The sequence below is a fragment of the Acinetobacter wanghuae genome, from assembly GCF_009557235.1.
In the GTDB taxonomy this organism is placed as follows: domain Bacteria; phylum Pseudomonadota; class Gammaproteobacteria; order Pseudomonadales; family Moraxellaceae; genus Acinetobacter; species Acinetobacter wanghuae.
Map to the genome: position 1 here is coordinate 1,633,378 of NZ_CP045650.1, position 23,303 is coordinate 1,656,680.

Consider the following 23,303-nt stretch of genomic DNA (forward strand, 5'->3'; position numbering starts at 1 on the left):
GAGGACGAACTACATAGTGTAACTTTTACGTCCCGTAGATTTAAGACCTGCAACCAAACGATCTGCTTCATTTTTGAAGAAAACGCCCTTTTCACCTGTCAATTGAATACCAAAACCTTGTGGCTTAATCCCATTTTGCTTTTGTGACACCCAAATCACTTTACCCGTTAACGGAATTTTTTGGGTTTGTTCTGGCAAAGTGGTCAATACAAAGACCTCTTCACCCAATTGAACAGAGAGTTTCGACGGAATAAAAAGCCCACCGCCAACAACATACGGCATATAGCTTGCAAATAAAGTTTCAATATCAGGAATGCTTGCCTGAATAATCCCGCCCATACGTGGTTGCATACCCTTCTCCTTATGGCTCTACAGATTCATCAGCTTAATACACAATTCATCGACCACTAAATTTGCTTGTACGTTCTGAGCAAGGAATTGTTTGGATTGCTGAAAATCTTGATAAATATTAAATAATTGCTCTAAAGAATATTGTTCAGCCAATTCTTCGCAACTGATATCAATATTCTTCACATTTTGATTTAGCTTGACACAAATTAAATCAGACAACAAGTATTCAAACATACGACTAAAATCAGTAAAACTTAATGCCTTGTTCCATTTCGTGGCAATTTGCATGGGCATATTTTTATCGATGACTAATTTTTTCCAGTCTTGGACGAAGTCTTGACGCAGTGGTAACCATGCACTTTGTGCCAATTCAACTGCTTGTAACGGCATTTGATTGGATAAATTCATTAACAAGTTTTGTTGCGTTTGACCCGATTCTGGCAAATGTTCTGACAAATACACCGAGGCTTGCTGTTCGGTTATCCGATCCATTGCAAAATGCTGTAAACGACTGCGAATGGTCGCTGGCAACTTCAAATAATGATCGGCGAGTAAAATAATTAAAATATTTTCGCCTGGTTCTTCCAAAGTTTTCAATAGCGCATTCGACGATGCAATATTTAAAGCTTCAGCTGGCTCAATGAGAATGACCCGCCAACCATCACCCGTTTGCTGAACAAAGGGCTGCAAATCGCGAATTTTTTCAATTTTGATTTTCGCATTTTGCTTTTTATTGTCGTCATCCGTACTGATATGCACATAATTTGGATGCGTATCGGCTTTTAACCATAGACAGCTGCCACATTCCCCACAGGGCTTATTCATCGCATGACGATTTTGGCACAAGACCCATGCTAAAAACTGCTGAGCAAAAGCCTCTTTACCACAGCCTTTTTTGCCATAAAACAATAAGCCATGCCCAAGCTTGGGAAAACGCTGCGTCAGCGAATCCCAAATACTCTGCTGCCATGGATAAACCTGTGCTTCAACATCAAGTGGCATACTGGGGTCTCAAATTAAGCAAAAGAGGATGGATCCATTTGATTCAAACGATCAAGATCTGCCTGAGTATCTACACCCGGTGGTAAATTTGCTTCAGCGACCGCAATCGCAATGCGATGACCATTTTCAAGTACACGTAATTGTTCGAGTGATTCAAGCGTTTCAAGCACACCCATATCCCAAGTCACATATTCTTGAAGTAATTTCACACGATAAGCATATAAACCTAAATGACGATAAGCTTGATCATGCAGTTGTTGTTCGGCATGTTTCGCCCCATCACGATCATAAGGAATGGTGGCACGACTAAAATAAAGCGCTTGATTGTGTTTGGACATCACCACTTTCACAATACTGTCACGTTTAAATTCTTCAAGCGAATGGATCGGCTCACAGAGCGTCGACATTGAAGATTCTGGTTGATCTTGCAATAACTGCGCTACTTGTTTAACCAATTGGGCAGGAAGTAGAGGCTCATCACCTTGCACATTGACAATAATATCATCGCTTGCCCAGCCTTTAATACGTGCTACTTCACTCAAACGATCTGTCCCTGATGGATGATCTTTTGATGTAATGACAACATCTACACCTGCAGCGCGACAAACCTCAGCAATGCGTTCATCATCCGTTGCTACACATAGATCATCAAAGCCCTGTACTTTCTTTGCTTGATCAACCACACGTAAAATCATCGGGCGACCATGAATTTCTAATAAAGGTTTGCCGGGTAAACGTGAACTCGAATAACGGGCTGGAATAACAATATGTTTCATACAAAATGAACCTTAAGAAATGTGGATGCCATGATCTTGAAGTTGTTGATGCAAAGTACTGTAACAAGCTGCTGATAAGACGGCTTCTACAGGAACAACCCAAATTTCACGTTGATACTCAGGATACTGTTGCAATAGCGCCATGATTTTAACAGCGTCTTTTTCAGTGGTAATAATGGGATGATCATCCTCAAATTGCAGATCTTCAATGCTGTAGTCATGATGATCGGGGAATTCGTGCGATTGAAATTGGCTTAAGCCTAAATCCTGTAGCGTTTGATAGAAGCGCTTTGGAAAGCCAATACCGACCACAGCATAGTAATTCAGATTTGGATTAAATAATTGCTCATCAGCTGCACGAATCAAATAAGGTTGTGCAGGTTCTAGATGCATATTTAAATCTAAACGTGGATCTGTTGCATGCTCTATTACTGTGGCTGCATTTAAGCGTTCTATTGACTCACGTAAATAACCTTCAGGCAATAATTTCTCATTGCCCAATCCACGATTATTATCTAAGACAATCCATTCAATTTGCCGATTCAATGCCCAATGCTGTAAGCCATCATCACAAATAATGAGATCAAGTTCGTGCTTGGCCAGTAACAGCTCAATACTCTGTTGACGATTCGGACCAACCGCCATTGGAATACCTGTAGATTGGACAATCAATGCAGGCTCATCTCCGACAATGGTCGGTAACGTATCCGCTGCGACATAAGCTGGAAATGGACCTTGACCACCATAACCTCGACTAATTACGCCTACTCGAATATTGCGATCTTTGAGGTGATGAACCAACTGGATGAGTAGCGGTGTTTTTCCGCTCCCACCCACAGTAATATTACCAATCACCATGACAGGAACAGGCGCGGTATAGCTTTTCTTCACACCATTTTGATACAACGATTTATTGGCTTCAAATCCAAGCTTATACAACCACGATAAAGGTCGTAGCACAACCAACCACTTGGCTTGACGATTCCAAGCATTTTGAATGACTTGTGCTAATGACATAAATCAATGATCCTCGAAATTACGTTGATGCAATTGATAATATGCACCTTGCTGTGCCAATAATTCCTGATGTGAACCTTGCTCGACAATACGACCCCGATCCATCACTACGATTCGATCCGCATTTTCAATAGTCGATAGTCGATGAGCGATCACAATGGTAGTACGTCCAAGCATGGCTTGATCAAAGGCTTGTTGAATGAAGTATTCAGATTCATTATCAAGCGCACTGGTGGCTTCATCTAAAATGAGAATTGGGGCATTTTTCAAAATTGCACGTGCAATCGCAATCCGTTGACGCTGACCACCCGATAAATTCAGACCTTGCGCACCCAATGGTGTGTCATAACCTTTTGGTAATGCCATAATGAAATCATGTGCATAAGCTGCTTTTGCAGCGGCAATCACATCTTCATCGGTGGCATTTTCTAACTGACCATAGGCAATATTTTCACGCACAGTTCGATTAAACAGCACCACTTGCTGATTCACCATTGAAATTTGAGTGCGCAATGTATTCAGGTCAAAATCCGTAATATTGTTATTGTCAATATAAAGCTCACCAGAACTGGCATCTTGATAACGTACCAACAGATTAACCAGTGAGGTTTTACCTGCACCTGAACGTCCAACCAATGCAACGGTTTCGCCTTGCTTCACTTTCAAATTAAAATCATGAATCGCATGAAACCCATCTGCATAGACTAGATTCACATTTTTAAATTCAATATTGCCCTGAATTTTATCGGTTAAGGTGCCCGTATTTTTTTCTTCAGGTAAATCGAGCAACTCAAAGACCGAATGCGCGGCAGCCATACCGCGTTGAATTCGTTCATTCACATCCGTTAATGCGCGGATCGGTTTAGCCAACATCCCTGCCGCTGTAATATAAGACACAAAAGCACCGGCAGAAATATCTTGAAGAATTTCAGGACGCAATGCGATGTACATAATAATACTGAGAGAAATCGACATAATCAGCTGAATAATAGGGCTATTCAACTGCTGTACCACTACCATTTTCAAACCACGACTTAGATTTTCAAGTGAGCTTTTATGAAAACGCTGTTGTTCATACGCTTGCCCACCAAAACCTTTGACCACCATATGACCATTGACCATTTCTTGAACCACGTGATTGACATCACCCATGGTGTCTTGAACTTGGTTGGATAGCTTGCGCATGCGTTTCGCCGCTTTGCTAATGACCCAACCAATTAATGGTCCAAAAATAAAGATGATCAGGGTTAAACGCCAGTTGGTATAAAAGAGATAGCCCAACAAAGCCAAGGTAATGGTACCGTATTGAACAATGGTCTTAATTGATTCAGAAGATGCTGCCGTCAATTGCTCGACGTTATACATAATTTTTGCAGTAATGTGACCGCTTGAATTATCTAAATAATATTGGGCAGGTAAACGTAATAATTTTGCGAACACTTCCTGACGAATATTAAAAATTAAATTACGAGAGATGACTGCTGTAAAATAACCACCCATGAACAAACCGAGTCCACGGAAGAACATCAGTACGACTACGAGCAGCGGAAATAAGGTAGTGAAACCTTGATCACGATTTTGAATGGCATCAATAATTTTTTTAAGCAATGCTGCGACTGAAACCTCTGTTGCTGCATTGATTGCAAAACCAAGAATAACCAGTAAGCCTATGCCCCAAAATGACTTTAAATAACTTAATAGACGTAGGTAGACTTTAAAATCGTGTTTCACTCATAACCTCTAGTGGGTACTTTCGTACTAATATTGACATTCACAAAGCCCAATTGCCCTGCTGCATCCATGACACGGATCACATCTTGATGGCTGGCTTTGGCATCGGCAGCAATGATAAACATTAAATCACGTCGTTCATTGGAAATCTGTTTAATTGCCGTATTTAAATCTGCAATATCTTGACTGGCAATGGATTGACCATTGACCGCATAATGCCCATTCGCATCTACCACCACTTCAATTTTTTGATCAAATTCTTTGGGCGGTACACCTTGCGCATCTGGCAAGGTTAAATTCATGCGACTAAATTGATTAAAAGTCGTAGAGAGCAACAAAAACACCAAGATAAACAACAAACAGTCAATCATTGGGGTTAAGTTGATGTGAACATCTTGCACTTGGCTGCGTTTGAATTTCATCACCCGCCTCCTAGCTTGCTTTTTGCATGTCTTGATCTACATCTGACGCTTGAAGATAAAACAAATCGGCATGAAATAAGGTCGCTTGCTGTTCAAGTTCAGCCACATATTCCTGCACCAAACGTTGAAAATACCGATGCGCGAACAATGCAGGAATAGCAATCAACATACCTGCAGCGGTGGTGATCAATGCTTTCGAAATACCGGGCATCATTGCTACAGCATCACTATTCCCCAAATCCATCATCAAAAATGACTCGATAATACCAATGACCGTACCCAATAAGCCAAGCAAGGGGGCAACCGCACTCAGCGTACCCAAGAAATTGATATTCTTTTCCAAATAACCAATTTCTCGTGAAGCCACCGCTTCCATTTGGGCACGGGCGTAGCTTTCAGGTTTATATTGACTTGCATAACCCGCCTGAAATACCCGACCTAGAGTGCTACTTTGCAGTGTCGGTGTGGTAATCAACTTAGCAATTGCTTGCTCAGCATTTTGCATAGGATTGATCAAAAGTGTATCGGGAAGCACAAGCTTTCTTTTCAAGCGAATAAAGCGCTCAATCGAAATTGCGAGCATAAAAATAGAACACAATACCAACGGCAGCATCAGCCAACCGCCTGCTTTCACCAATTCCCACATTTGATCAATCCCCAATTTTTATAAATTATTCATCACCTAAGATGGTTAAAATACCATCTAGCTCATCCAATGAGCTATAGCTGATCACAACTTTGCCTTTACCTTGCTTATTATAGTCAATTTTTACTTCAGCACTAAAACGCTCAGACAAGCGCTGCGAAAGCTGTTGAATATCAGGTGCAACCACCGTTTTAGGCTTTTCAGCTTTAGGCGCACTAAAATCACGTACCAATTGTTCGGTTTGACGTACCGATAAACTTTTCTCAATCACCATTTCAGCGACTTTAAGCTGATCTTTTGCTTTTAAGGTCAAAATTGCACGCGCATGCCCCATGTCTAAAAGGCCTTGTTGCATATAATCTTTCACGGTTTCAGCAAGACTGAGTAAACGTAAAAGATTACTTACTGTCGTACGTGCCTTACCGACGGTATCAGCAATTTCTTGATGACTTAAACCAAATTCTTCATGGAAACGTTGCAACGCCATCGCTTGGTCAATTGGATTTAAATCCTGACGTTGAATGTTTTCAATCAACGCTAAAGCAATCGCAACTTGGTCTTGTAATTCACGCACAATAGCCGGAATTTCAGTTAATCCCGCCAACTGTGCTGCGCGCCAACGGCGTTCACCAGCAATAATTTCATACGGATAACGCTCATCATCGACTGGACGAATGACGATCGGCTGCATAATGCCGTGTTTTTCAATCGATGCCGCTAACTCTTGTAAATCTTGCTCATTGATATAACGACGTGGCTGATATTCACCACGTTTAAGCAGGTTTACATCAATTTGTTTGAGCTGACCATGATCTAAACCTTGCGCTTCAAGTTGTAATTTTTCTTTTTGAATCGAGCCCAATAATGCATCTAAACCACGACCTTTGGCGAGTCCACGTTTCTTCACGGTCATGCTTTAATTCCTTTTTTCACTTTGCTTTTTTTTAACATTTCAGCTGCTAAATTTAAGTAAGCAACTGCACCCTTTGAACTTTTTTCAAAATAGATCACTGGCAAACCATGCGCTGGCGCTTCAGCCAAACGAATATTACGCGGAATGACGGTATCGTATAATTTTTTGCCAAAATATTGTTGTAATTCTTCCGACACATCACGCGTCAAGGCATTACGTGCATCGTACATGGTACGCAGCACACCGACGATATGTAAATCAGGATTCAATGCTTGTTGAATACGATCAATGGTTTGGGTTAAGTCAGCCAAACCTTCAAGCGCATAATATTCACACTGCATTGGAATGAGCACGGCATCCACAGCAGCTAAGGCATTGACGGTAATTAAGCTTAAGCTTGGCGCACAATCGACAATAATATAATCAAACGCATGCTCGATTTCTTGCAACGCTTCACGCAAAATAAACTCACGCCCATCTTGTTCAGCAATCGCAAGTTCTACACCCGCCAAATCACGGTTTGCCCCTAAAACCTTATAACCGACTTCGGCTTTCATAATCGCGGTTTCAATCGCGACTTCACCTAGAAGTACATCGGTCACAGAGTAAAGCAAATCATTTTTTTGAATGCCAGACCCCATGGTCGCATTCCCTTGAGAATCCATATCCACAAGCAGAACGCGTTTTTTTAACACAGCGAGTGAGGCAGCCAAATTTACGGCTGTCGTCGTTTTACCAACACCACCTTTTTGGTTTGCAATCGCAATAATGTGTGCCATGTTGACCCCAATTCCTTTGAAAATCTTAAATTCGTTTTAATAAAAGTAAGTGACGTTGTTCGTCTAAGCGCGGAACATTGAGTTCAATAATATCGCAGCTAAATTGCGCTTTTAACAAAGCGACTTCTTCTTCAGGAATAAGACCCTTCATAGAGGCAATAATACTGCTGTCATGCATGTAAGGCTTAGAAGCATCGACAAAATCAGTTAAAGACGCAAAGGCACGACTGGTAATTACGTCAAATTGCCCTAATTCGTTGATGCTATCTTCGTTTTCCACACGGGTTTGTACCGCAATGACATTTTTTAATTTTAAATCAGCAATAAACTGTTTCAAGAAACGAATTTTCTTGCCATTTGAGTCAAGCAATACACATTCACGTTCAGGCTGACACAGCGCGATGATCATGCCCGGCATACCGCCACCTGTACCAATATCGAGTAAGCGACCTTGTGGCAAATCTTTTAAAATGCTTAAGCTATCTAATAGATGCTTCACCAGCATTTCTTTCGGATCACGAATCGCAGTTAAATTGTAAGCCTTGTTCCAAAGTACCAAAGCATCCTGATACTTCAATAATAAATTTAAAGCTTCTTCACTGAGCTGCAAACCTAAGGCTTGGCTACCCTGCTTCAGTTCATTAAAAAAAGTATGCATAAACAATCAACGCTCGATTAAGTTAGGTGGAAGTATAACGTTTTCTCTATCTTGTCATAGTGGGAAGTGCTTAGTGAATATTCAGTTAAGCATACTTCCCTTGACGAATTTCTAAATCTAATGCGCTTAGACGTTCAGGTGTTCCAACATCCACCCAAGCACCAACCAGTTTAGATGCCGCCACTTTATGTGCGAGCATGGCCTCCTTCAAGAGTGGTGCAAGTGGGCGTTTACCTGTCGCTAAACCGTCAAACATTTTAGGATGAATCACCGATACACCACTAAACGTTAGATTTTCACCCTCAATCTGCTGATCAAAAGTAAATGCTCGAGCATCAGCAAGCGTGAAATCACCTTCTGGATGTTGAGTCGGATTATCTACTAACACCAAGTGCGCTAGATTTTCATCAAGTGTCACATTGAGCAGTGGCGCAAAATCCATCGTTGTCCAGACATCGCCATTGACCAAAATAAACGGTTCAGTGCCAAGCAATGGTAAAGCATTAATAATGCCACCTGCTGTTTCCAAGCCTTCTTCTTCACGTGTCCAACGAATGGTGACACCGAACTGCGAACCATCACCTAAGGCACTAATGAGTTTATCTGCAAGCCAAGCCGAGTTAATCACAATCTCAGTCACACCAATATCACGCAGCTTTTCAATATGCCAAACAATCAGGGGCTTACCACCGACTTCCAAAAGTGGCTTTGGTGTATACAGTGTGAGTGGCCGCATACGATTGCCGAGACCTGCAGCTAAAATCATGGCTTTCATTTAGGCAACCACCTCATATTTTCCATATTTTTCTTCAAATGCAGGCAATACTCGCGCACGAATAAACTGCATAAATGGCTCAAGCTCCGCATAAGGCTTGGTTTCTTCAAGCAAGTACCACATCACGCGCGGTAAATCTTTTAAATAACCCGATTTGCCATCGCGCTCAAATAAGCGCACAAAAATACCTAAGATTTTGAGATGACGTTGAATCGCCATCATATCGGCATCTTTTTTAAATTGCGCTAAATCACGATCTTGTTTAGCAGACGCTGGCAATAAGTGATAGAAGGTTTCAAACCATGAATAAACACGATCAGCATTCCACTGCACATAAGCATCACGCGTAATCGAGATCAGATCATAAGTATCTGCACCAATCACCGCATCTTGGAAATCAATCACACCGAGTTCCGCATCATCTGCAACTTTCATTAAATTACGACTATGGAAATCACGATGCACGATCACTTGCGGTTGTGCCACAGCAGCATTGGCAAGAATAGCAAAGGTACGTTTAATTAAAGCGCTTTCTGCTGCGGTCAGTTGCACTTTTAATGCAGGCAACATCCAATCGGTCAGCAATTCCATTTCTGAGATGAGCTTGTCATACGTATAGTCAGGCAATTTCCCTTCAGCAGGAATGGATTGCATGTGAATGAGTTGTTTAAAGCTCTGCTCATAGTAAGCATCAACGGTGTCGTTATTGAGCAAGTCCGACAGCATCACGTTGCCAAAATCTTCGAGCAATAAGAAACCTTGATCTAAATCTTTAGCTACAATTTCTGGCACACGCACGCCATGTTGATGAAAAAACTCATCAATCGTCACAAAAGGCACACAATCTTCTTTTTCTGGAGGTGCATCCATCAGCATAAATGTTTTATTATTCAGTTTAATTCGTGCATAACGACGGAAACTTGCATCGCCTGCCAAGAAAGAAATGTCAAATTGATCTGACTCAAGTACAGATGCAATCCATGATTGTATTGATTGTTCACGTAGTGTATTCATTTGCAATAAATTCTAATACAGGCTGAGTTTTTAAAGGTGTAAGTGTAGCTACTTATCAACTTTTTCTCTATGATGCGACAATAATTAATTGCGATTAAGCATGATTGGTTAATGAGACAAATGAAGCATCAGTTTAAATTTAATCCTCTAGCGACTGCGATCTTCACCCTGCTCTGCGGCAGTTCGGTTTCAAGCTATGCGGCTTCAGATCAATCATCAACCGTGAATGCAGAAAAGCTCAAGCAAAGTATTGATGAAAGCTATCCAGGCGAAGCGTTCTTCTCACAATATTATGTGGATAAATCTGCACCCGAAGCACAGCAGCGCCAAGATCAGTATTTGAGTTCAGCCTTTTGTGAAGGTGCTTGGATTACCCCTGTTTCACCAACCACTAAGGCGGTGGACCCTGATTTAGCGACATCAACGATTACCGCAGATTACGGTTTATTTGATCCGAAAGGTGATTCCTTCCTTGAAGGTAATGTCATTCTCGATCAAGAAGGTCGCCAAATTCGTGCAGACAAAATCACGATTGACCAAACCCAGACCTATGCCAAAGCACAAGGTAATGTACAACTGGCTCAAGGCGGTTTAATCTCGCAAAGTGATGATATTGATTATAATTTAAAGACCCAAGAAGGCGATCTGTCGAATAGCTTCTTTATTGCAGAAGCGCAACACGCGCATGGGCGTGCAGAGAAAATTACCAAGTCAGCCAATAATACCGTTAATTTAGAAAACGCGACTTATTCAACCTGTCCACCTGAACAAAAACCAACGTGGAAAATTCAGGCAGATCAAATTAAGTTAAACCAAGACACGGGTCGCGGTGAAACCAAGAACGCAAAACTATATGTCAAAGATGTGCCCGTTTTAGCAGTTCCCTATTTTAATTTCCCGATTGATGACCGTCGTACCACCGGTATTTTAACGCCAAGTTTTGGATTTACCAATGATGGTGGCGTTGAGCTCGGTGTACCGGTGTATCTGAATCTTGCACCAAATTATGATGCCTTAGTGACACCGCGTTATTTAGCCGATCGTGGCTTGATGCTTGAGGGTGAGTTCCGTTATTTAACTAACTTTGGTACTGGTATTGTTTCAGGAGGCTACTTAGCTTCTGATAAAGACTACAACGACGAAGATCGTAAAAGCTTACATTACCTACATAATTGGCAAATTAACGACCAGTTCTCTACCAACTTAGAATACAACTACGCTTCGGATAAAGATTACTTTGTTGATTTAGATAACAATCCAAATTCTAAAACCGATCTCAATTTACGCCGTGCGTGGGAACTGAACTATAAAAATGGTATTCCGGGTTTAAAAGCACAGCTTAAAGTCGAAGACTTCCAAACACTCGATGAAACTGTCGAACTTAAAAAACGTCCCTATGCACGTTTGCCACAGTTCTTGTTGAATTATAAAACAGGGAACCCTCTCGGTTTACAATACGAATTCAATAACGATACTGCGTACTTTAAAAAAGATATTAACGCTTTTAATTCAGGATCAGTAGATACTTATGAACCAAGCGGTACACGTATCTACAATGACTTTAGTGTGCGTTATAACCATCGTACACCTTGGTCGTTCTTTATTCCTGAAGCAAGTTTACGCAACATCAACACCTTCTATGATCAAGATACGGTTGATGCAGCGAGTACAGGCTTATTCAATACCAGCAGTGAAGATCGCTCAATTGTAGTACCACAGTTCACGCTGGATATGGGATTGAATTTCGAGAAACAAGGCCGCTATTTACAAACACTCACGCCTCGCCTGTTCTATGCGTATTCAAGCTATAAAGATCAAAACGATCAGCCTAACTTTGATTCAGCAACTGCCTCAATTAATTATGACCAACTGTTCAGTGCCCGTCGTTTCTATGGCAATGACCGTTTAGAAGACAATAATTTTGCCTCACTCGGTTTAAGCTATAGTTTATTTGATGATATTGGTCTAGAACGTTTACGTGCCAGTGTAGGTCAGAGTTATTATTTCGAAGACCGCCGTGTCACTTTAGACAAAGATGCCGATCAGTTTGACCGCGAATCAAAAACGGGTCCTGTGATTCAGTTATCGAGCCAGATTTCCAACAATATTAACATCAACCTGAACTCTGCTTGGACATCCAATGGCAGCAATGCACAGCGCGATCTGCAAGTGTATTTTGCGGGTGATCAAGGCAATCTGTACAATGTTGGCTACTTCTATCGTAAAAACATTGATAACCGACAAGACCGCTATGATCATATCGTCGGTTCGTTTATTCAGCCAATTTCAAACAATTGGCGTCTTGTTGGACATGCCCAATATGACTTAGACAACAGTGTTGCGCGTGAATTCTTAGTCGGTGTCAATTATGAATCATGCTGTTGGGGCGTATCCGTTTACGGACGTTCTTATTATAATGATTTAGACAACGTCAATGATGCCGGTGTAAAACCAAAACGTGCAATTATGGCTGAAGTGAGCTTAAAAGGTCTCGGTGGCTTTAACAATAAATTGACATCATTACTAGAAAATCGCATCTTAGGCTTTAACAATATTAATCAAACTTGGACTGAACGTTAATGAAGACAAAACAGTTAAAACAAATTTTTAAAGCGACCGCACTTGCACTGTGCCTTTCATCAGCGATGACGACCTATGCTGTTGCCGAAACTAAAGATGAAGTTGTAGCTGTAGTCGACAATAGCGTCATTTTACGTAGTGATTTAGCGCAAGGCATTGCCGAAATTAATCATCAGTTTGAGCAAACTAAAAAACCTTTGCCTCCGCAGCAATATATTGAACAACAAGCGCTAGAACAGCTGATTATTCGTGAAGCACAGCTTGAGCAAGTCAAACGCTATAATATTCGCCCAGATGAAAAAGCGTTAAATGATGCTGTCTTAAAAGTGGCTAAAGATGCGGGTTCTCCAAGCTTAGAAGCCTTCCAACAAAAGCTCGATAAGATTGCACCAAACACCTATGCGGGTTTACGTAATCGCGTTGCTGAAGATTTAGCCATTAATCGTTTACGTCAACAAGTGGTGACTTCACGTATTAAAATTAGTGATCAAGACGTGAAAAACTTCTTGAGTACGCCACAAGGTCAAGCACTGTTAGGCAATCAAGTGCATGTGCTTCACTTACGTATTGCTGGTGAAAATGCGACTCAAATTGCGACTCAAATTAAAAAAGAGTTAGATAGCAGCAATGATATTCAAGCATTAAGCAAAAAATATAGCGTCAACGGTGTACAAGTGGATGCCGCAGATATGGGTACACGTAATCTAGCGGATATTCCGACTGAACTTGCAGCACGTGTCACTACCTTACAAACTGGTCAAACCTCAGAACTGATCGAAGCGCGTGATGGTGTGCACGTCCTTAAATTACTTGAGCGCAAAGGCGGTGAACAAAAAGCCCTTGTACCCCAATATTTGACGCGTCATATTTTGATCCAACCGTCTGAAGTGATTTCTGAAGACAATGCAAAGCAAATGGTTAATAGTTTGTATACGCGCTTGAAACAAGGTGAAGATTTCGCAGTCTTAGCGGCAACGTTCTCGAATGATCCAGGTTCAGCACGTGACAGCGGCAGTTTAGGTTGGGTTAGTCCTGGTGTGATGGTGCCTGAGTTTGAACAACGCATGAAAGACACGCCTGTTGGACAAATTAGCGAACCATTTCAATCGCAATTCGGTTGGCATATCCTACAAGTGACCGAGACACGTCAGCAAGATATGACCAAGGAATATCAAGAGCGTATGGCACGTCAACTGTTAGGCGAACGTCAATTTGATGCAGAACTTGATAGTTGGTTGCGCGAAACACGCAATAATGCCTTTGTGGAAATTAAAGATCCACATCTTGATCGCAAGAAAAACCAATCTTGATCTCTAAAAAACCAGCCCCTTGGCTGGTTTTTTTACACTTATCAATTTCAAGTCATAAAAAAACCTCTCAAAATGAGAGGTTTTTTTAAATCTTACAGAATCAATTAACGATTGTTTTCATCGTCTTGTGAATCTTCAAATTTTGCATCGCCATCAAAGCCAGCGCCTTGACCACCGAAGCCAGCGCCTTGACCGCCGAAGCCGCCTTGACCGCCGAAGCCGCCTTGACCGCCGAAGCCACCTTGACCGCCGAAGCCACCTTGGCTACCGAAGCCACCTTGACCACCGAAGCCGCCTGGTTGACCGCCGAAGCCGCCAGCAGGTTGACCACCGAAGCCAGCAGGTTGACCGCCGAAGCCAGCAGGTTGACCACCGAAGCCCGCGCCTTGAGGACCAGCAGGTGCGCCAGCAGGACGTGGGTTACGTGCAGGAACTACTGTAGAAATTGCATGTTTGTAAACCATTTGGCTTACTGTATTTTTTAATAGAACAACGTATTGGTCAAATGATTCAATGTGACCTTGTAATTTAATACCGTTAACGAGGAAGATAGAAACAGGAATACGTTCCTTACGGAGAGAATTCAAGAACGGATCTTGTAAAGTTTGACCTTTAGACATGTTATAACTCCAAAAAATTTAAAAATTCAGCGCAAAAACTACCTTTATTTTTCAATTAAAAATTATCAAAAAGGTAGTCTCTAAATTTTGCTTTATCCGTGACAGTTTCGCAAGTCTTCTTGAGCCTGCTGGGCTGTTAAATATGTAGTAAATTTATGCTTTTCTTGCAATGATCTTAACCACGTATATTGACGTTTTGCAAGTTGTCGTGTTGCAAAGAGCGCCTTGTCCTGCATTTCTCGGTGCTTTTCACTACTTCTGTCACTATTTCTTAAGAAATCTATCGCTTGACGATAGCCAACTGAGCGCATTGCAGGCAAATTTTCATCGAAATCGTATTTATTCATCAAACACTCGACTTCATTTAAAAATCCGATATCCCACATAATTTCAAGTCGTTTTTCGATGCGCTGATGCAATTCTACACGATCAGGCATTAAGGCATAATTATAAAAACTGTACCGATATGGTAAGTTTTTAGGCTGTTCAGCTTGAAGTTTTGTAATCGGTTGCCCAGTCAGTTGAAATACCTCTAAAGCGCGAATAATACGTTGCTTATCGCTGACTTTAAATTTTGCGCCTGCGAGTGGATCGACTGCACATAATTCAGCATAAACTGCCTCCCAGCCTTCACGTTCAGCTTTGGCTTCAATCTCAGCACGAACGGTATAATCTGCACTCGGTAAGTTATCCGACAATCCTTCCAATAATGCTTTGAAATATAACATCGTACCACCCACTAAAATGGGGGTTTTACCACGTGCATGAATCTCATCAACGAGATGGGTTGCATCTTCAACGAAATTTGCTGCGGAATACACTTCAAGCGGACTGATAATATCAATCAGATGATGCGGATAGCGCTCTAATTCAGCTTTAGAAGGTTTAGCCGTACCAATATCCATTTCGCGATAAACCAAGGCAGAATCGACAGAAATCAATTCATAATTGCCCCGTTCATAGAGTTCGCATGCCAAAGCGGTTTTACCACTTGCGGTGGGTCCCATTAAATTGATGACCGGCAATTGATTTGACATGTAAGACTACTCTCCTCGAGCAAAAAGTTTATCGAGTTGTGACAATGGAAAAGCGCGCCATGTTGGGCGACCATGATTACATTGACTGGCAAATTCGGTTTGTTCCATCTGGCGTAATAAAGCATTCATTTCAGATAAACTTAAAATACGATGCGCCCGAACAGCACTATGACATGCCATACCTGCCAAAATTTGATCGCGTTTTTGCAATAAGCCTTGCGCCTGATCATTCGGATCTAAATCATTTAAGAGTTCAGGCACTAATTTATCAAAATTGGCCTTATGTAAAATGGCAGGCACACCTCGCACAATGACCTGATCATCGCCATATTGGTCAATTTCAAGCCCTAAACGTGCCAATTGATCTTTTAAATCTTCGACACGCGTCGCTTGCATACGGGTAATATTCACGACTTTGGGAATGAGTAATTGCTGCGACATCCAGAACTCAGGTTTATCCCATGCAGATTTCATTTGTTGCAACACAATGCGTTCATGTGCAGCATGCATATCTACAATGATAAGTCCTTCGGTATTTTGCGCGAGAATATAAATCCCATGCAATTGCGCAATCGCGATCCCTAAAGGATGTTCATCGACTTTGGCTTGTAGATGAGATTGAAAAGATTGCTCAGTCGTTTGGATGTCAGATGAATTTTGACGTAGCGGTGCTAAATAACTTTGCAAGTCATTATTGAGCTGCTGCGAACCTGCTGCGGAAGATACACGGGTATAGTCCTGTGCATAATGCACCGTTTGCGGCTGTGCAGATGCAAAATCTGTCAGCACATCAGAAGGTTCTATTTCAGTCGCCTGAGTAGCTGGTAAGGGCTGAGTAATTTGAGAATTTGCCGCTTGATGAAGATTAAATTGCTCTTGATAGCGCGGTTGGACAACAGTTTCTGCAACAGCAGCTTGCTTCATGGCATCGGCTAAATCTGCTGAAGCGGTTTGGAACTGTGACAAAGTTTCTTTGGCAAAGTGGCGCACAAACTCATGCACTTCACGCTGATTGAGAAAGCGAATTTCATGCTTGGTCGGATGCACATTGACATCAATATTTTCAGGATCAACTTCTAAAAACAGCAAATAAGCTGAATATTGATGCCCATGTAAAATGCCGTCATACGCCATACGTAGTGCATGTGAAATGGTTTTATCTTTGACAATGCGCCCATTCACGTACACATATTGTAAGTCTGCTTGCGCACGAGCATCGGAGGGATGGCCAAGCCAGCCTGACAAACGCATATTGATACTATCTGAATCAATCCAATAGGCATTTTCAGTGAACTGGCGACCAAGCAATTGCTGTACACGTTGGAAACGGAGCGCACCACTGTCTGCAACAGGCAAATTCAACTTCACACTGTCATTATGTTCAAGTACAAAACGGATATCAAAATGGGTCAGTGCCAAACGGCGTACAATTTCTTCAATATGACCAAATTCTGTGCTTGGTTTTTTTAAAAATTTACGACGTGCAGGTACATTAAAAAATAAATCCTGCACCCGAATTAAAGTGCCTTTTGAAGCCGCTACCGCTTGAATTTCTTGATGATCAAACGCTGTGCCATTCACTTCAACCTGATAACCAATCCCTTCATCATCTTGACTGCTGACCATCGTTAAACGCGAAACCGCTGCAATGGATGCTAAAGCTTCACCGCGAAAACCGAGACTGGTAATGGCATAGAGTTCTTCGGCTTTTTGGATTTTACTAGTTGCATGACGCATCACAGCCAAAGATAAATCTTCTGGATGAATACCGCGTCCGTTGTCCTTAATTTCAATTAAGGTACTACCGCCCTGTTCAATTCGAATGATTAATTCAGTCGCACCGGCATCAATGGAGTTTTCAAGTAATTCCTTGACCACAGATGCGGGGCGTTCAATCACTTCACCTGCCGCGATTTGGTTCGCCAAGGCAGGATCAAGTGAACGAATACGGCGTACGCTTAAATCATCAGACATGTGATTATTGCTGCTCCAATGCTTGTTTTAATGCTTCATTTGAAAATGTCAGTGTTGCTGAACGTGTCAGTTCATCTTCTGATTTTAAAATTTCAATAATCAAATCTGCTTGTGGAATTTCTTCGCCACCTTTTGATGGCCATTCAAACAAAAACAGTGCATTCGGTGTTTCCAAATAATCCCGAATCCCCATCAGTTCCAGCTCATACGGATCATTTAAACGATACAAGTCAAAATGGAAGATCTCTTTACCTTGTAAGCTATAAGGCTCAACAATAGTATAGGTTGGACTTTTCACCGCACCTTGATGCCCCATTGCCTGTAGATAATAACGCGTGAGCGTGGTCTTTCCAGCACCTAAATCACCAATCAAATACACCACCCCATCGGTGAAATGATTTGCCAAAATTTTGGCAAGATTTTGGGTATCATCTTCATTGTTTAATGTGACATTAAATGAATAAGACATATGACTCACGACATGATGCAAAAGAATAAATATGATAGCATCGCAACGCCTGAAAAGCCTATTCTGATCCTTCAGAAAATGGTTTTTTTCAGCATATCTGTTTAAGCTTTGAGTGACCCATTCCACATGACATCACCGCATGAATTTGTACCGCCTATGATCAATGGTGTCAGTGCAAGTAAAGTATTTTTAAAAGTCATTACGCCTGAACCTGCTACTGTGTTCGCCTACTTATGTAATGAGTTTCCACATATTGCAATACAAGAATGGAAATCGCGTTTTGAAGATGGTTTGGTCTACGATGCATTGGGCAATCATTTAAGTTTAAGCAGTGCTTATCAAGCCAATACACATTGTTTTTACTATCGATTCTTAGCACACGAAGTGCATGTACCGTTTGAGCATCACGTCATCTTTGAAAATAAGCATTTTATGGTAGTGGATAAGCCACACTTTTTAACCATGAGCCCGACGGGACAATATGTTCAAGAAACACTATTGGTTCGATTAAAAAATCAAACGGGCAATCCCGACTTAACCCCGATTCATCGTCTTGACCGCGAAACAGCCGGTATCGTGTTAATTTCAAAATGTGTCGAGTCACGCGGTCTTTATCAGCAGATGTTTGCAACGCGTAATGTACAAAAGACCTATCATGCCATTGCAGGCTTTAAAGCAGATTTACATTTTCCGATCACCACACAATTAAGAATGGAAAAAGGTCAGCCTTTCTATACCATGCAAGTGATTGAGGGTGAAGCCAATAGCGAAACGCTTATCGAATTACTCGAACATGATCAACATCGCGCAAAATATTTACTGAAACCACATACGGGTAAACAGCATCAGTTGCGTGTGCATTTAAATCATTTAGGCATTCCCATTGAGAATGATCCTTTATATCCACATGTGGCACACAAAGCTGAAGATGATTTTTCAGCACCGCTACAACTCTTAGCCAAGCATATTCAATTTCAAGATCCAGTGACATCAGAGATCATGCAATTTAGTTCTCAGCGTGAATTGACACTGTAATGTATTTGTCATTACTATTTATTTTGCACTTTCTATAGCATAAAGATTGAATTTCAGTTGCAATGGATTAGAATAAATGCGAAAAGTTAAGTAATTTAAAGCTTTGAAAAATTATGAGAAAAACTGAAGTCTATCAAGTTCGTCTTGACTCTCAAGAAAAGAAGCAAGCCTTTGCTGTTTTTAAGCAATTGGGGATTACACCGGCACAAGCGGTGCGTCTTTTTTTCAAACAGGTGGTGCTGACTAAGTCCATCCCCTTCTCGATTGAAAATCAGAGTATCAACCTTGAGCAATTAATTAAGCTTCGCAAACTGAAACAAGGCGAAGCCAAAGTTGATGCATCTGGTCATGTGATTGAAGATTCCGCAGAACAACATGATGCAGAGGCACATACTGATGATGATCACTTTGATTTATTTGAGGAACTGAACGCTATTTTAGGTGAGAGTGACAAAACTTAACACTGTCGCATTTTCAAACAATTTATCACGCATCTCGTGTGCTAATTTCGCTATGCTTCATGCTGAAAACACAATAATAATGCATGGAGTATTCAATGATCGTCCGTCGTGCCAAAGCCCAAGATTTACCCAAACTCAATATCTTATTTGACGAATACCGCCAATTTTATGGTGCATCCTCTCAGTTAGCTCTTTCTTTAAGCTTCTTAGAGCAACGCTTTAGAGATAATCAGACGGTCATTTTTATTAATACCAAGGATGATCTGTTTACTGGTTTTATTTTACTTTATATGGGATTTTCCTCGGTCGCATGTTCAACGTATTACATTTTAGATGATGTCTATGTCAGCCCTGCTTTTAGGCGTCAAGGCGCTGCCAAGCAACTGATCGATACTGCAATTTTGTTTGCAAAAAACGAAAATGCCCTGCGAATTAGTTTAGAAACCCAAAAAAATAATGAAAAATCCCACAGACTCTATGAATCTATGGGATTTATAAAAGATGATGAATTCCAAACCTATCACTGTTTCTTAAAATAAAGATTTGAACATCTATATGCTGTGTTTAAGCTTTTAGAGCTTTGATCTAAACTTAGCTTGCTCTATTTGTTCCGCATTTAGATGAATCCACTCACCTTCAGGCAAATCATTTAACGTCAACTGACCAATTTGTGCACGATGCAATTTTTCGACTTTATTGCCCACTGCTGCAATCATACGTTTTACCTGATGATAAACCCCCTGATGAATGGTCATTTGCAGACCCTTTTCATCTAAACGCATAACCTCTGTTGCAGCAAAAATACCCTCTTCATTGCGCAGTTCAACGCCTTGTGTCAATTGTCGTACTTGTTCATCAGTTACAACATCAGCAACTTCCATTTGGTAGACTTTTGCAACATGCTTTTTAGGATGGGTCAGTGCTTGTAAAAACTGACCATCGTCGGTCAATAATAATAAACCTGTGGTGTCTTGATCTAAACGCCCGACACATTGAATACCACGGTTCATCGAAACATCATCAAATAAATCAAAAACGCTAAAATGATGAGTGGCTTGATGCGAGCATTCATAACCTTGTGGCTTATTTAAAGCAATATAAAGATGTTCGCGATAGGTATACGGTTTGCCATACACTTCAAAATTAGGTTGAGTTAAATCTAGTTTATGTTTTGGATTAGTGATGATTTCATCTTGGATGGAAAATGCACCATTTTTAATCAGTTGCTGGCAATGTTTGCGTGAACCAAAACCTTGTGACTGCAACATTCTTTCCAACAACATCTTTTATGACCTATAAACTGAAATAAGCGCTTATTCTAACTGAAAATCGCGTTCATTGATCAGTACATGCTGGATTCATTGTTGCACGCGAACAGGCTACAATAGCCGCATTGTTCTTTTGCTCTCCCGCTCATGTCGCAACTTGATTTCAATCTCTTAGTTTTACTGATTTTATTGGCATGTGGCATTTTTAGCCATAATAATGCAGTGACGATTGCAGCAGCCGTTTTAATTATTCTAAAAATCACACCGCTAAGCCAATTTATGCCTTATGTACAAGCACATGGCTTAAACATTGGTATTATCATTTTAACCATTGGGGTATTAAGTCCGATTGCCAGTGGAAAAATTTCAGGTGAAAGTATTTTAAAATCTTTCCTGAGCTGGAAGTCTTTGTTAGCAATTGCGATTGGTGTGTTTGTAGCGTGGCTCGGTGGACGTGGTGTCAAGCTGATGGGGAATCAGCCTGACATTGTGGCAGGTTTGCTTTTAGGTACGGTTGCTGGTGTTGCCCTGCTACGTGGAGTCCCTGTCGGGCCGCTAATTGCAGCAGGGATATTATCTTTGCTGATTGGTACCAAATAGATCAGCACAGCTCTTCAATTCATACAAGACTCAAGTAGCATTAATGTTGATGCTGAGATTAAGCAGATGTAAATTCTGAGTTTCTTTTTTGAGCAACCCTATCATATATAAAATATCACCCATCACTCCACGAAGAGTAATGCTAAACGCACTTGGTCATAGCCCATACGTGGTGTGGTTAATTCCACAATTGGACGCAATTTAATCGAGCCATCATCGTTAAAATGATCTGGGCTTTTACGCTTAATGAGACGTTTATAAATTTTCCGGACTTGCTCAACCACTTCTTCACCCGGACTGGCCACAGAAATATCCAAGCCTTGTTCTTTATGCAAACGTCCTAAATGATTAATAATGGTCGCAGGCGTTAAACCACGTTCTGTTGCAATATCTGAAATTTCATAGCCTTCTTCAAACAATTCTTTGGTTTCATCTAAAGTGGCTGATGCATAATTTTGCTTGCCCGAACTGCGCGCTATTTTTTTCTCATTGCGTTCAATTTCAACATCATTCAATGTGCCACCACAATGACGAATAAAGGCTTTGTGCTGTGGGGTTAAATCAATATTTTCGAAATGATCCTCAGCTTCGTTCGATAACTCTTGAAAACGACGATCGGCTTTAATCGCAAGACTATCTAACTCTAAAGCCTGTTCATTAAAGCCTTTGAGTCTTAAACCATCTAAACTTTTTAAACGCGACAAAGCCACGTAACCTTGCCCATTTTCGAAGGTATGGCTGAGATCAATTTCCGCAGCTTCAAGTGTCATCCCTTGTGATTTATGAATGGTAATTGCCCATGCTAAACGTAAGGGAATTTGCTGAAAACTGGCAATTGTCTTACCGGCATCGTTATCCACTGACCATGTTTCAGGTTCAACCAATAAGGTCGTGCCATCGGTGATTTTCACTTTCGGTAAGATGCCATATTCGTCATCTTCTTCAAAACTGATGACTTCACCCAAACTGCCATTGATATATCCCATATCAAAGTTATTTTTTACAAACATCACTTTGGCATGTTTTTTTAGAGTCAGTGACTCAGGTGCACGTACCGATGATTTTAGGGTTTCAATCAGTTTTTCATTACCATCACATTGTGCATCAAATTGACGTGGATCATTATCAATTTCATTCAAATGCTTATAATTAATGCTATCGACGTCCATATTATGCGTGTACAAGCGCGTATAGGTCTCGCCAATATTTTGATGGCGCGTACCTTGTAAAGCAGCACGATGTTCATCAGTGATGGCTTGCGCACGAATAGCATTCAAGATGTCATTTAAATAATCATTGCCCTGACGATGCTGCTCAGTTAAATAGCAGACACGGAATTTTGCTTCCACCCAAGCGTCAGACATGAAACAGAATTTATCGCGATTACGTTCATCATTACGACCGACAGGCGGTAACTGAAAGAAGTCACCAGCAACAATGACTTGGATCCCGCCAAAAGGCTCATCGCTGTCTTTAAAAAACTTAAGCACTTTATTTACAAGATTGAGTTGCTTGGCATGTAGCATTGAAATTTCATCAATGATGAGTACCTGTGCATTTTCTAAATGTTCTTTTAAGTATTTACGTTCTTTCATGCGCTTCATATCGTCTTCGGATAAGAAGTCTTTAATGCCAATCCCTGCCCATGTATGAATCGTCATGCCATTCATATGCGTTGCAGCAATACCTGTAGAGGCAGTAATGGCAACAGCGACCTTACGAGCTTTTAAATAATTGATGTATTGATTCAGCGTATAGGTTTTCCCCGCACCAGCAGAACCTGTCAAAAATACATTTTCTCCTGCTTTTAATAACTTAAGTGCAGTTTCCTGTTTCATAGAACCAATACCGTAAAAGAACGGCTA

General features: G+C 41.1%; 24 protein-coding genes. 6 read left to right on the forward strand and 18 right to left on the reverse strand.

Going from position 1 to position 23,303, the window contains the following annotated elements; all coding sequences use genetic code 11:
- Positions 1-9: 9 nt before the first annotated feature.
- The 12 genes from GFH30_RS07720 to GFH30_RS07775 form a co-directional block, all read right to left on the reverse strand.
- Positions 10-351 carry a PilZ domain-containing protein gene (locus GFH30_RS07720; RefSeq protein ID WP_153371678.1) on the reverse strand — a complete coding sequence of 114 codons (342 nt, stop codon included), beginning with the start codon at positions 349-351 and terminating at the stop codon, positions 10-12.
- A gap of 18 nt (positions 352-369) precedes the next feature.
- Positions 370-1,353 (reverse strand): DNA polymerase III subunit delta', encoded by a 984-nt coding sequence (locus GFH30_RS07725; RefSeq protein WP_153371679.1) that lies wholly within the window; start codon positions 1,351-1,353, stop codon positions 370-372.
- A 14-nt stretch (positions 1,354-1,367) separates the two neighbouring features.
- Positions 1,368-2,129 (reverse strand): 3-deoxy-manno-octulosonate cytidylyltransferase, encoded by a 762-nt coding sequence (gene kdsB / locus GFH30_RS07730; RefSeq protein ID WP_153371680.1) that lies wholly within the window; start codon positions 2,127-2,129, stop codon positions 1,368-1,370.
- Between the two features lie 12 nt (positions 2,130-2,141).
- The gene (lpxK, locus tag GFH30_RS07735) at positions 2,142-3,146 is read right to left on the reverse strand and encodes a tetraacyldisaccharide 4'-kinase (protein ID WP_153371681.1); all 1,005 of its coding nucleotides are present in this window, start codon (positions 3,144-3,146) and stop codon (positions 2,142-2,144) included.
- A gap of 3 nt (positions 3,147-3,149) precedes the next feature.
- Positions 3,150-4,877: a lipid A export permease/ATP-binding protein MsbA gene (msbA, locus tag GFH30_RS07740; protein WP_153371682.1), complete on the reverse strand. Its 1,728-nt coding sequence runs from the start codon at positions 4,875-4,877 to the stop codon at positions 3,150-3,152.
- Entirely contained in the window at positions 4,874-5,299 is a 426-nt protein-coding gene (locus GFH30_RS07745; RefSeq protein ID WP_153371683.1) for an ExbD/TolR family protein, read from the reverse strand. The genes msbA and GFH30_RS07745 overlap by 4 nt, the downstream gene beginning before the upstream one ends.
- Before the next feature lie 10 nt (positions 5,300-5,309).
- Positions 5,310-5,945, reverse strand: a complete 636-nt coding sequence (locus tag GFH30_RS07750; RefSeq protein ID WP_153371684.1) for a MotA/TolQ/ExbB proton channel family protein — start codon at positions 5,943-5,945, stop codon at positions 5,310-5,312.
- 25 nt (positions 5,946-5,970) lie between these two features.
- Positions 5,971-6,858 carry a ParB/RepB/Spo0J family partition protein gene (locus tag GFH30_RS07755; protein ID WP_153371685.1) on the reverse strand — a complete coding sequence of 296 codons (888 nt, stop codon included), beginning with the start codon at positions 6,856-6,858 and terminating at the stop codon, positions 5,971-5,973.
- On the reverse strand, positions 6,855-7,637 hold the full coding sequence (locus GFH30_RS07760; RefSeq protein ID WP_153371686.1) for a ParA family protein: 783 nt from the start codon (positions 7,635-7,637) through the stop codon (positions 6,855-6,857). The genes GFH30_RS07755 and GFH30_RS07760 overlap by 4 nt, the downstream gene beginning before the upstream one ends.
- Before the next feature lie 25 nt (positions 7,638-7,662).
- Positions 7,663-8,295 carry a 16S rRNA (guanine(527)-N(7))-methyltransferase RsmG gene (rsmG, locus tag GFH30_RS07765; protein ID WP_153371687.1) on the reverse strand — a complete coding sequence of 211 codons (633 nt, stop codon included), beginning with the start codon at positions 8,293-8,295 and terminating at the stop codon, positions 7,663-7,665.
- 85 nt (positions 8,296-8,380) lie between these two features.
- On the reverse strand, positions 8,381-9,070 hold the full coding sequence (murU, locus tag GFH30_RS07770) for an N-acetylmuramate alpha-1-phosphate uridylyltransferase MurU (protein ID WP_153371688.1): 690 nt from the start codon (positions 9,068-9,070) through the stop codon (positions 8,381-8,383).
- Positions 9,071-10,084 (reverse strand): aminoglycoside phosphotransferase family protein, encoded by a 1,014-nt coding sequence (locus GFH30_RS07775; protein ID WP_153371689.1) that lies wholly within the window; start codon positions 10,082-10,084, stop codon positions 9,071-9,073. It lies immediately after the preceding gene.
- 120 nt (positions 10,085-10,204) lie between these two features.
- On the opposite strand from GFH30_RS07775, the gene GFH30_RS07780 reads away from it, so the two are divergent.
- Positions 10,205-12,664: an LPS-assembly protein LptD gene (locus GFH30_RS07780; protein ID WP_153371690.1), complete on the forward strand. Its 2,460-nt coding sequence runs from the start codon at positions 10,205-10,207 to the stop codon at positions 12,662-12,664.
- Complete coding sequence (locus GFH30_RS07785) at positions 12,664-13,974, forward strand: peptidylprolyl isomerase (RefSeq protein ID WP_153371691.1); 1,311 nt, start codon at positions 12,664-12,666, stop codon at positions 13,972-13,974. Before GFH30_RS07780 ends, GFH30_RS07785 begins: the two co-directional genes overlap by 1 nt.
- A gap of 104 nt (positions 13,975-14,078) precedes the next feature.
- On the opposite strand, the gene hfq is transcribed toward GFH30_RS07785, so the two are convergent.
- From hfq to tsaE, 4 genes are all read right to left on the reverse strand, one after another.
- Positions 14,079-14,594 (reverse strand): RNA chaperone Hfq, encoded by a 516-nt coding sequence (hfq, locus tag GFH30_RS07790; protein ID WP_153371692.1) that lies wholly within the window; start codon positions 14,592-14,594, stop codon positions 14,079-14,081.
- A gap of 92 nt (positions 14,595-14,686) precedes the next feature.
- Positions 14,687-15,631 carry a tRNA (adenosine(37)-N6)-dimethylallyltransferase MiaA gene (gene miaA / locus GFH30_RS07795; protein ID WP_153371693.1) on the reverse strand — a complete coding sequence of 315 codons (945 nt, stop codon included), beginning with the start codon at positions 15,629-15,631 and terminating at the stop codon, positions 14,687-14,689.
- Between the two features lie 6 nt (positions 15,632-15,637).
- Entirely contained in the window at positions 15,638-17,605 is a 1,968-nt protein-coding gene (mutL, locus tag GFH30_RS07800; protein WP_153371694.1) for a DNA mismatch repair endonuclease MutL, read from the reverse strand.
- 4 nt (positions 17,606-17,609) lie between these two features.
- The gene (gene tsaE / locus GFH30_RS07805; RefSeq protein WP_153371695.1) at positions 17,610-18,074 is read right to left on the reverse strand and encodes a tRNA (adenosine(37)-N6)-threonylcarbamoyltransferase complex ATPase subunit type 1 TsaE; all 465 of its coding nucleotides are present in this window, start codon (positions 18,072-18,074) and stop codon (positions 17,610-17,612) included.
- A gap of 126 nt (positions 18,075-18,200) precedes the next feature.
- Between tsaE and GFH30_RS07810 the strand changes: the two genes are divergently transcribed.
- The 3 genes from GFH30_RS07810 to GFH30_RS07820 all read left to right on the forward strand — a co-directional run bounded on the left by GFH30_RS07810 (position 18,201) and on the right by GFH30_RS07820 (position 20,109).
- Positions 18,201-19,109 carry a pseudouridine synthase gene (locus tag GFH30_RS07810; protein WP_153371696.1) on the forward strand — a complete coding sequence of 303 codons (909 nt, stop codon included), beginning with the start codon at positions 18,201-18,203 and terminating at the stop codon, positions 19,107-19,109.
- 113 nt (positions 19,110-19,222) lie between these two features.
- The gene (locus GFH30_RS07815; RefSeq protein ID WP_153371697.1) at positions 19,223-19,570 is read left to right on the forward strand and encodes a type II toxin-antitoxin system RelB/DinJ family antitoxin; all 348 of its coding nucleotides are present in this window, start codon (positions 19,223-19,225) and stop codon (positions 19,568-19,570) included.
- Between the two features lie 95 nt (positions 19,571-19,665).
- Positions 19,666-20,109: a GNAT family N-acetyltransferase gene (locus GFH30_RS07820; protein WP_153371698.1), complete on the forward strand. Its 444-nt coding sequence runs from the start codon at positions 19,666-19,668 to the stop codon at positions 20,107-20,109.
- Between the two features lie 33 nt (positions 20,110-20,142).
- On the opposite strand, the gene GFH30_RS07825 is transcribed toward GFH30_RS07820, so the two are convergent.
- Positions 20,143-20,853: a pseudouridine synthase gene (locus GFH30_RS07825; RefSeq protein WP_153371699.1), complete on the reverse strand. Its 711-nt coding sequence runs from the start codon at positions 20,851-20,853 to the stop codon at positions 20,143-20,145.
- A gap of 132 nt (positions 20,854-20,985) precedes the next feature.
- Here GFH30_RS07825 and GFH30_RS07830 point away from each other — a divergent pair, with 132 nt between their 5' ends.
- Positions 20,986-21,438 carry a DUF441 domain-containing protein gene (locus GFH30_RS07830; RefSeq protein WP_153371700.1) on the forward strand — a complete coding sequence of 151 codons (453 nt, stop codon included), beginning with the start codon at positions 20,986-20,988 and terminating at the stop codon, positions 21,436-21,438.
- A 122-nt stretch (positions 21,439-21,560) separates the two neighbouring features.
- On the opposite strand, the gene GFH30_RS07835 is transcribed toward GFH30_RS07830, so the two are convergent.
- Positions 21,561-23,276 carry an AAA family ATPase gene (locus GFH30_RS07835; protein ID WP_153371701.1) on the reverse strand — a complete coding sequence of 572 codons (1,716 nt, stop codon included), beginning with the start codon at positions 23,274-23,276 and terminating at the stop codon, positions 21,561-21,563.
- Positions 23,277-23,303 lie beyond the last annotated feature (27 nt).

What these genes read in the sequence shown, in the direction of transcription:
- lpxK (WP_153371681.1), bottom strand. Translation starts at nt 3,146, where the DNA reads ATGTCATTAGCACAAGTCATTCAAAATGCTTGGAATCGTCAAGCCAAG.
- miaA (WP_153371693.1), bottom strand. Translation starts at nt 15,631, where the DNA reads ATGTCAAATCAATTGCCGGTCATCAATTTAATGGGACCCACCGCAAGT.
- GFH30_RS07835 (WP_153371701.1), bottom strand. Translation starts at nt 23,276, where the DNA reads ATGAAACAGGAAACTGCACTTAAGTTATTAAAAGCAGGAGAAAATGTA.
- GFH30_RS07725 (WP_153371679.1), bottom strand. Translation starts at nt 1,353, where the DNA reads ATGCCACTTGATGTTGAAGCACAGGTTTATCCATGGCAGCAGAGTATT.
- GFH30_RS07750 (WP_153371684.1), bottom strand. Translation starts at nt 5,945, where the DNA reads ATGTGGGAATTGGTGAAAGCAGGCGGTTGGCTGATGCTGCCGTTGGTA.
- kdsB (WP_153371680.1), bottom strand. Translation starts at nt 2,129, where the DNA reads ATGAAACATATTGTTATTCCAGCCCGTTATTCGAGTTCACGTTTACCC.
- GFH30_RS07775 (WP_153371689.1), bottom strand. Translation starts at nt 10,084, where the DNA reads ATGAATACACTACGTGAACAATCAATACAATCATGGATTGCATCTGTA.
- GFH30_RS07810 (WP_153371696.1), top strand. Translation starts at nt 18,201, where the DNA reads ATGACATCACCGCATGAATTTGTACCGCCTATGATCAATGGTGTCAGT.
- mutL (WP_153371694.1), bottom strand. Translation starts at nt 17,605, where the DNA reads ATGTCTGATGATTTAAGCGTACGCCGTATTCGTTCACTTGATCCTGCC.
- GFH30_RS07720 (WP_153371678.1), bottom strand. Translation starts at nt 351, where the DNA reads ATGCAACCACGTATGGGCGGGATTATTCAGGCAAGCATTCCTGATATT.
- tsaE (WP_153371695.1), bottom strand. Translation starts at nt 18,074, where the DNA reads ATGTCTTATTCATTTAATGTCACATTAAACAATGAAGATGATACCCAA.
- GFH30_RS07815 (WP_153371697.1), top strand. Translation starts at nt 19,223, where the DNA reads ATGAGAAAAACTGAAGTCTATCAAGTTCGTCTTGACTCTCAAGAAAAG.
- GFH30_RS07760 (WP_153371686.1), bottom strand. Translation starts at nt 7,637, where the DNA reads ATGGCACACATTATTGCGATTGCAAACCAAAAAGGTGGTGTTGGTAAA.
- GFH30_RS07780 (WP_153371690.1), top strand. Translation starts at nt 10,205, where the DNA reads ATGAAGCATCAGTTTAAATTTAATCCTCTAGCGACTGCGATCTTCACC.
- GFH30_RS07825 (WP_153371699.1), bottom strand. Translation starts at nt 20,853, where the DNA reads ATGTTGTTGGAAAGAATGTTGCAGTCACAAGGTTTTGGTTCACGCAAA.
- GFH30_RS07755 (WP_153371685.1), bottom strand. Translation starts at nt 6,858, where the DNA reads ATGACCGTGAAGAAACGTGGACTCGCCAAAGGTCGTGGTTTAGATGCA.
- murU (WP_153371688.1), bottom strand. Translation starts at nt 9,070, where the DNA reads ATGAAAGCCATGATTTTAGCTGCAGGTCTCGGCAATCGTATGCGGCCA.
- GFH30_RS07830 (WP_153371700.1), top strand. Translation starts at nt 20,986, where the DNA reads ATGTCGCAACTTGATTTCAATCTCTTAGTTTTACTGATTTTATTGGCA.
- GFH30_RS07785 (WP_153371691.1), top strand. Translation starts at nt 12,664, where the DNA reads ATGAAGACAAAACAGTTAAAACAAATTTTTAAAGCGACCGCACTTGCA.
- GFH30_RS07745 (WP_153371683.1), bottom strand. Translation starts at nt 5,299, where the DNA reads ATGAAATTCAAACGCAGCCAAGTGCAAGATGTTCACATCAACTTAACC.
- hfq (WP_153371692.1), bottom strand. Translation starts at nt 14,594, where the DNA reads ATGTCTAAAGGTCAAACTTTACAAGATCCGTTCTTGAATTCTCTCCGT.
- GFH30_RS07820 (WP_153371698.1), top strand. Translation starts at nt 19,666, where the DNA reads ATGATCGTCCGTCGTGCCAAAGCCCAAGATTTACCCAAACTCAATATC.
- rsmG (WP_153371687.1), bottom strand. Translation starts at nt 8,295, where the DNA reads ATGCATACTTTTTTTAATGAACTGAAGCAGGGTAGCCAAGCCTTAGGT.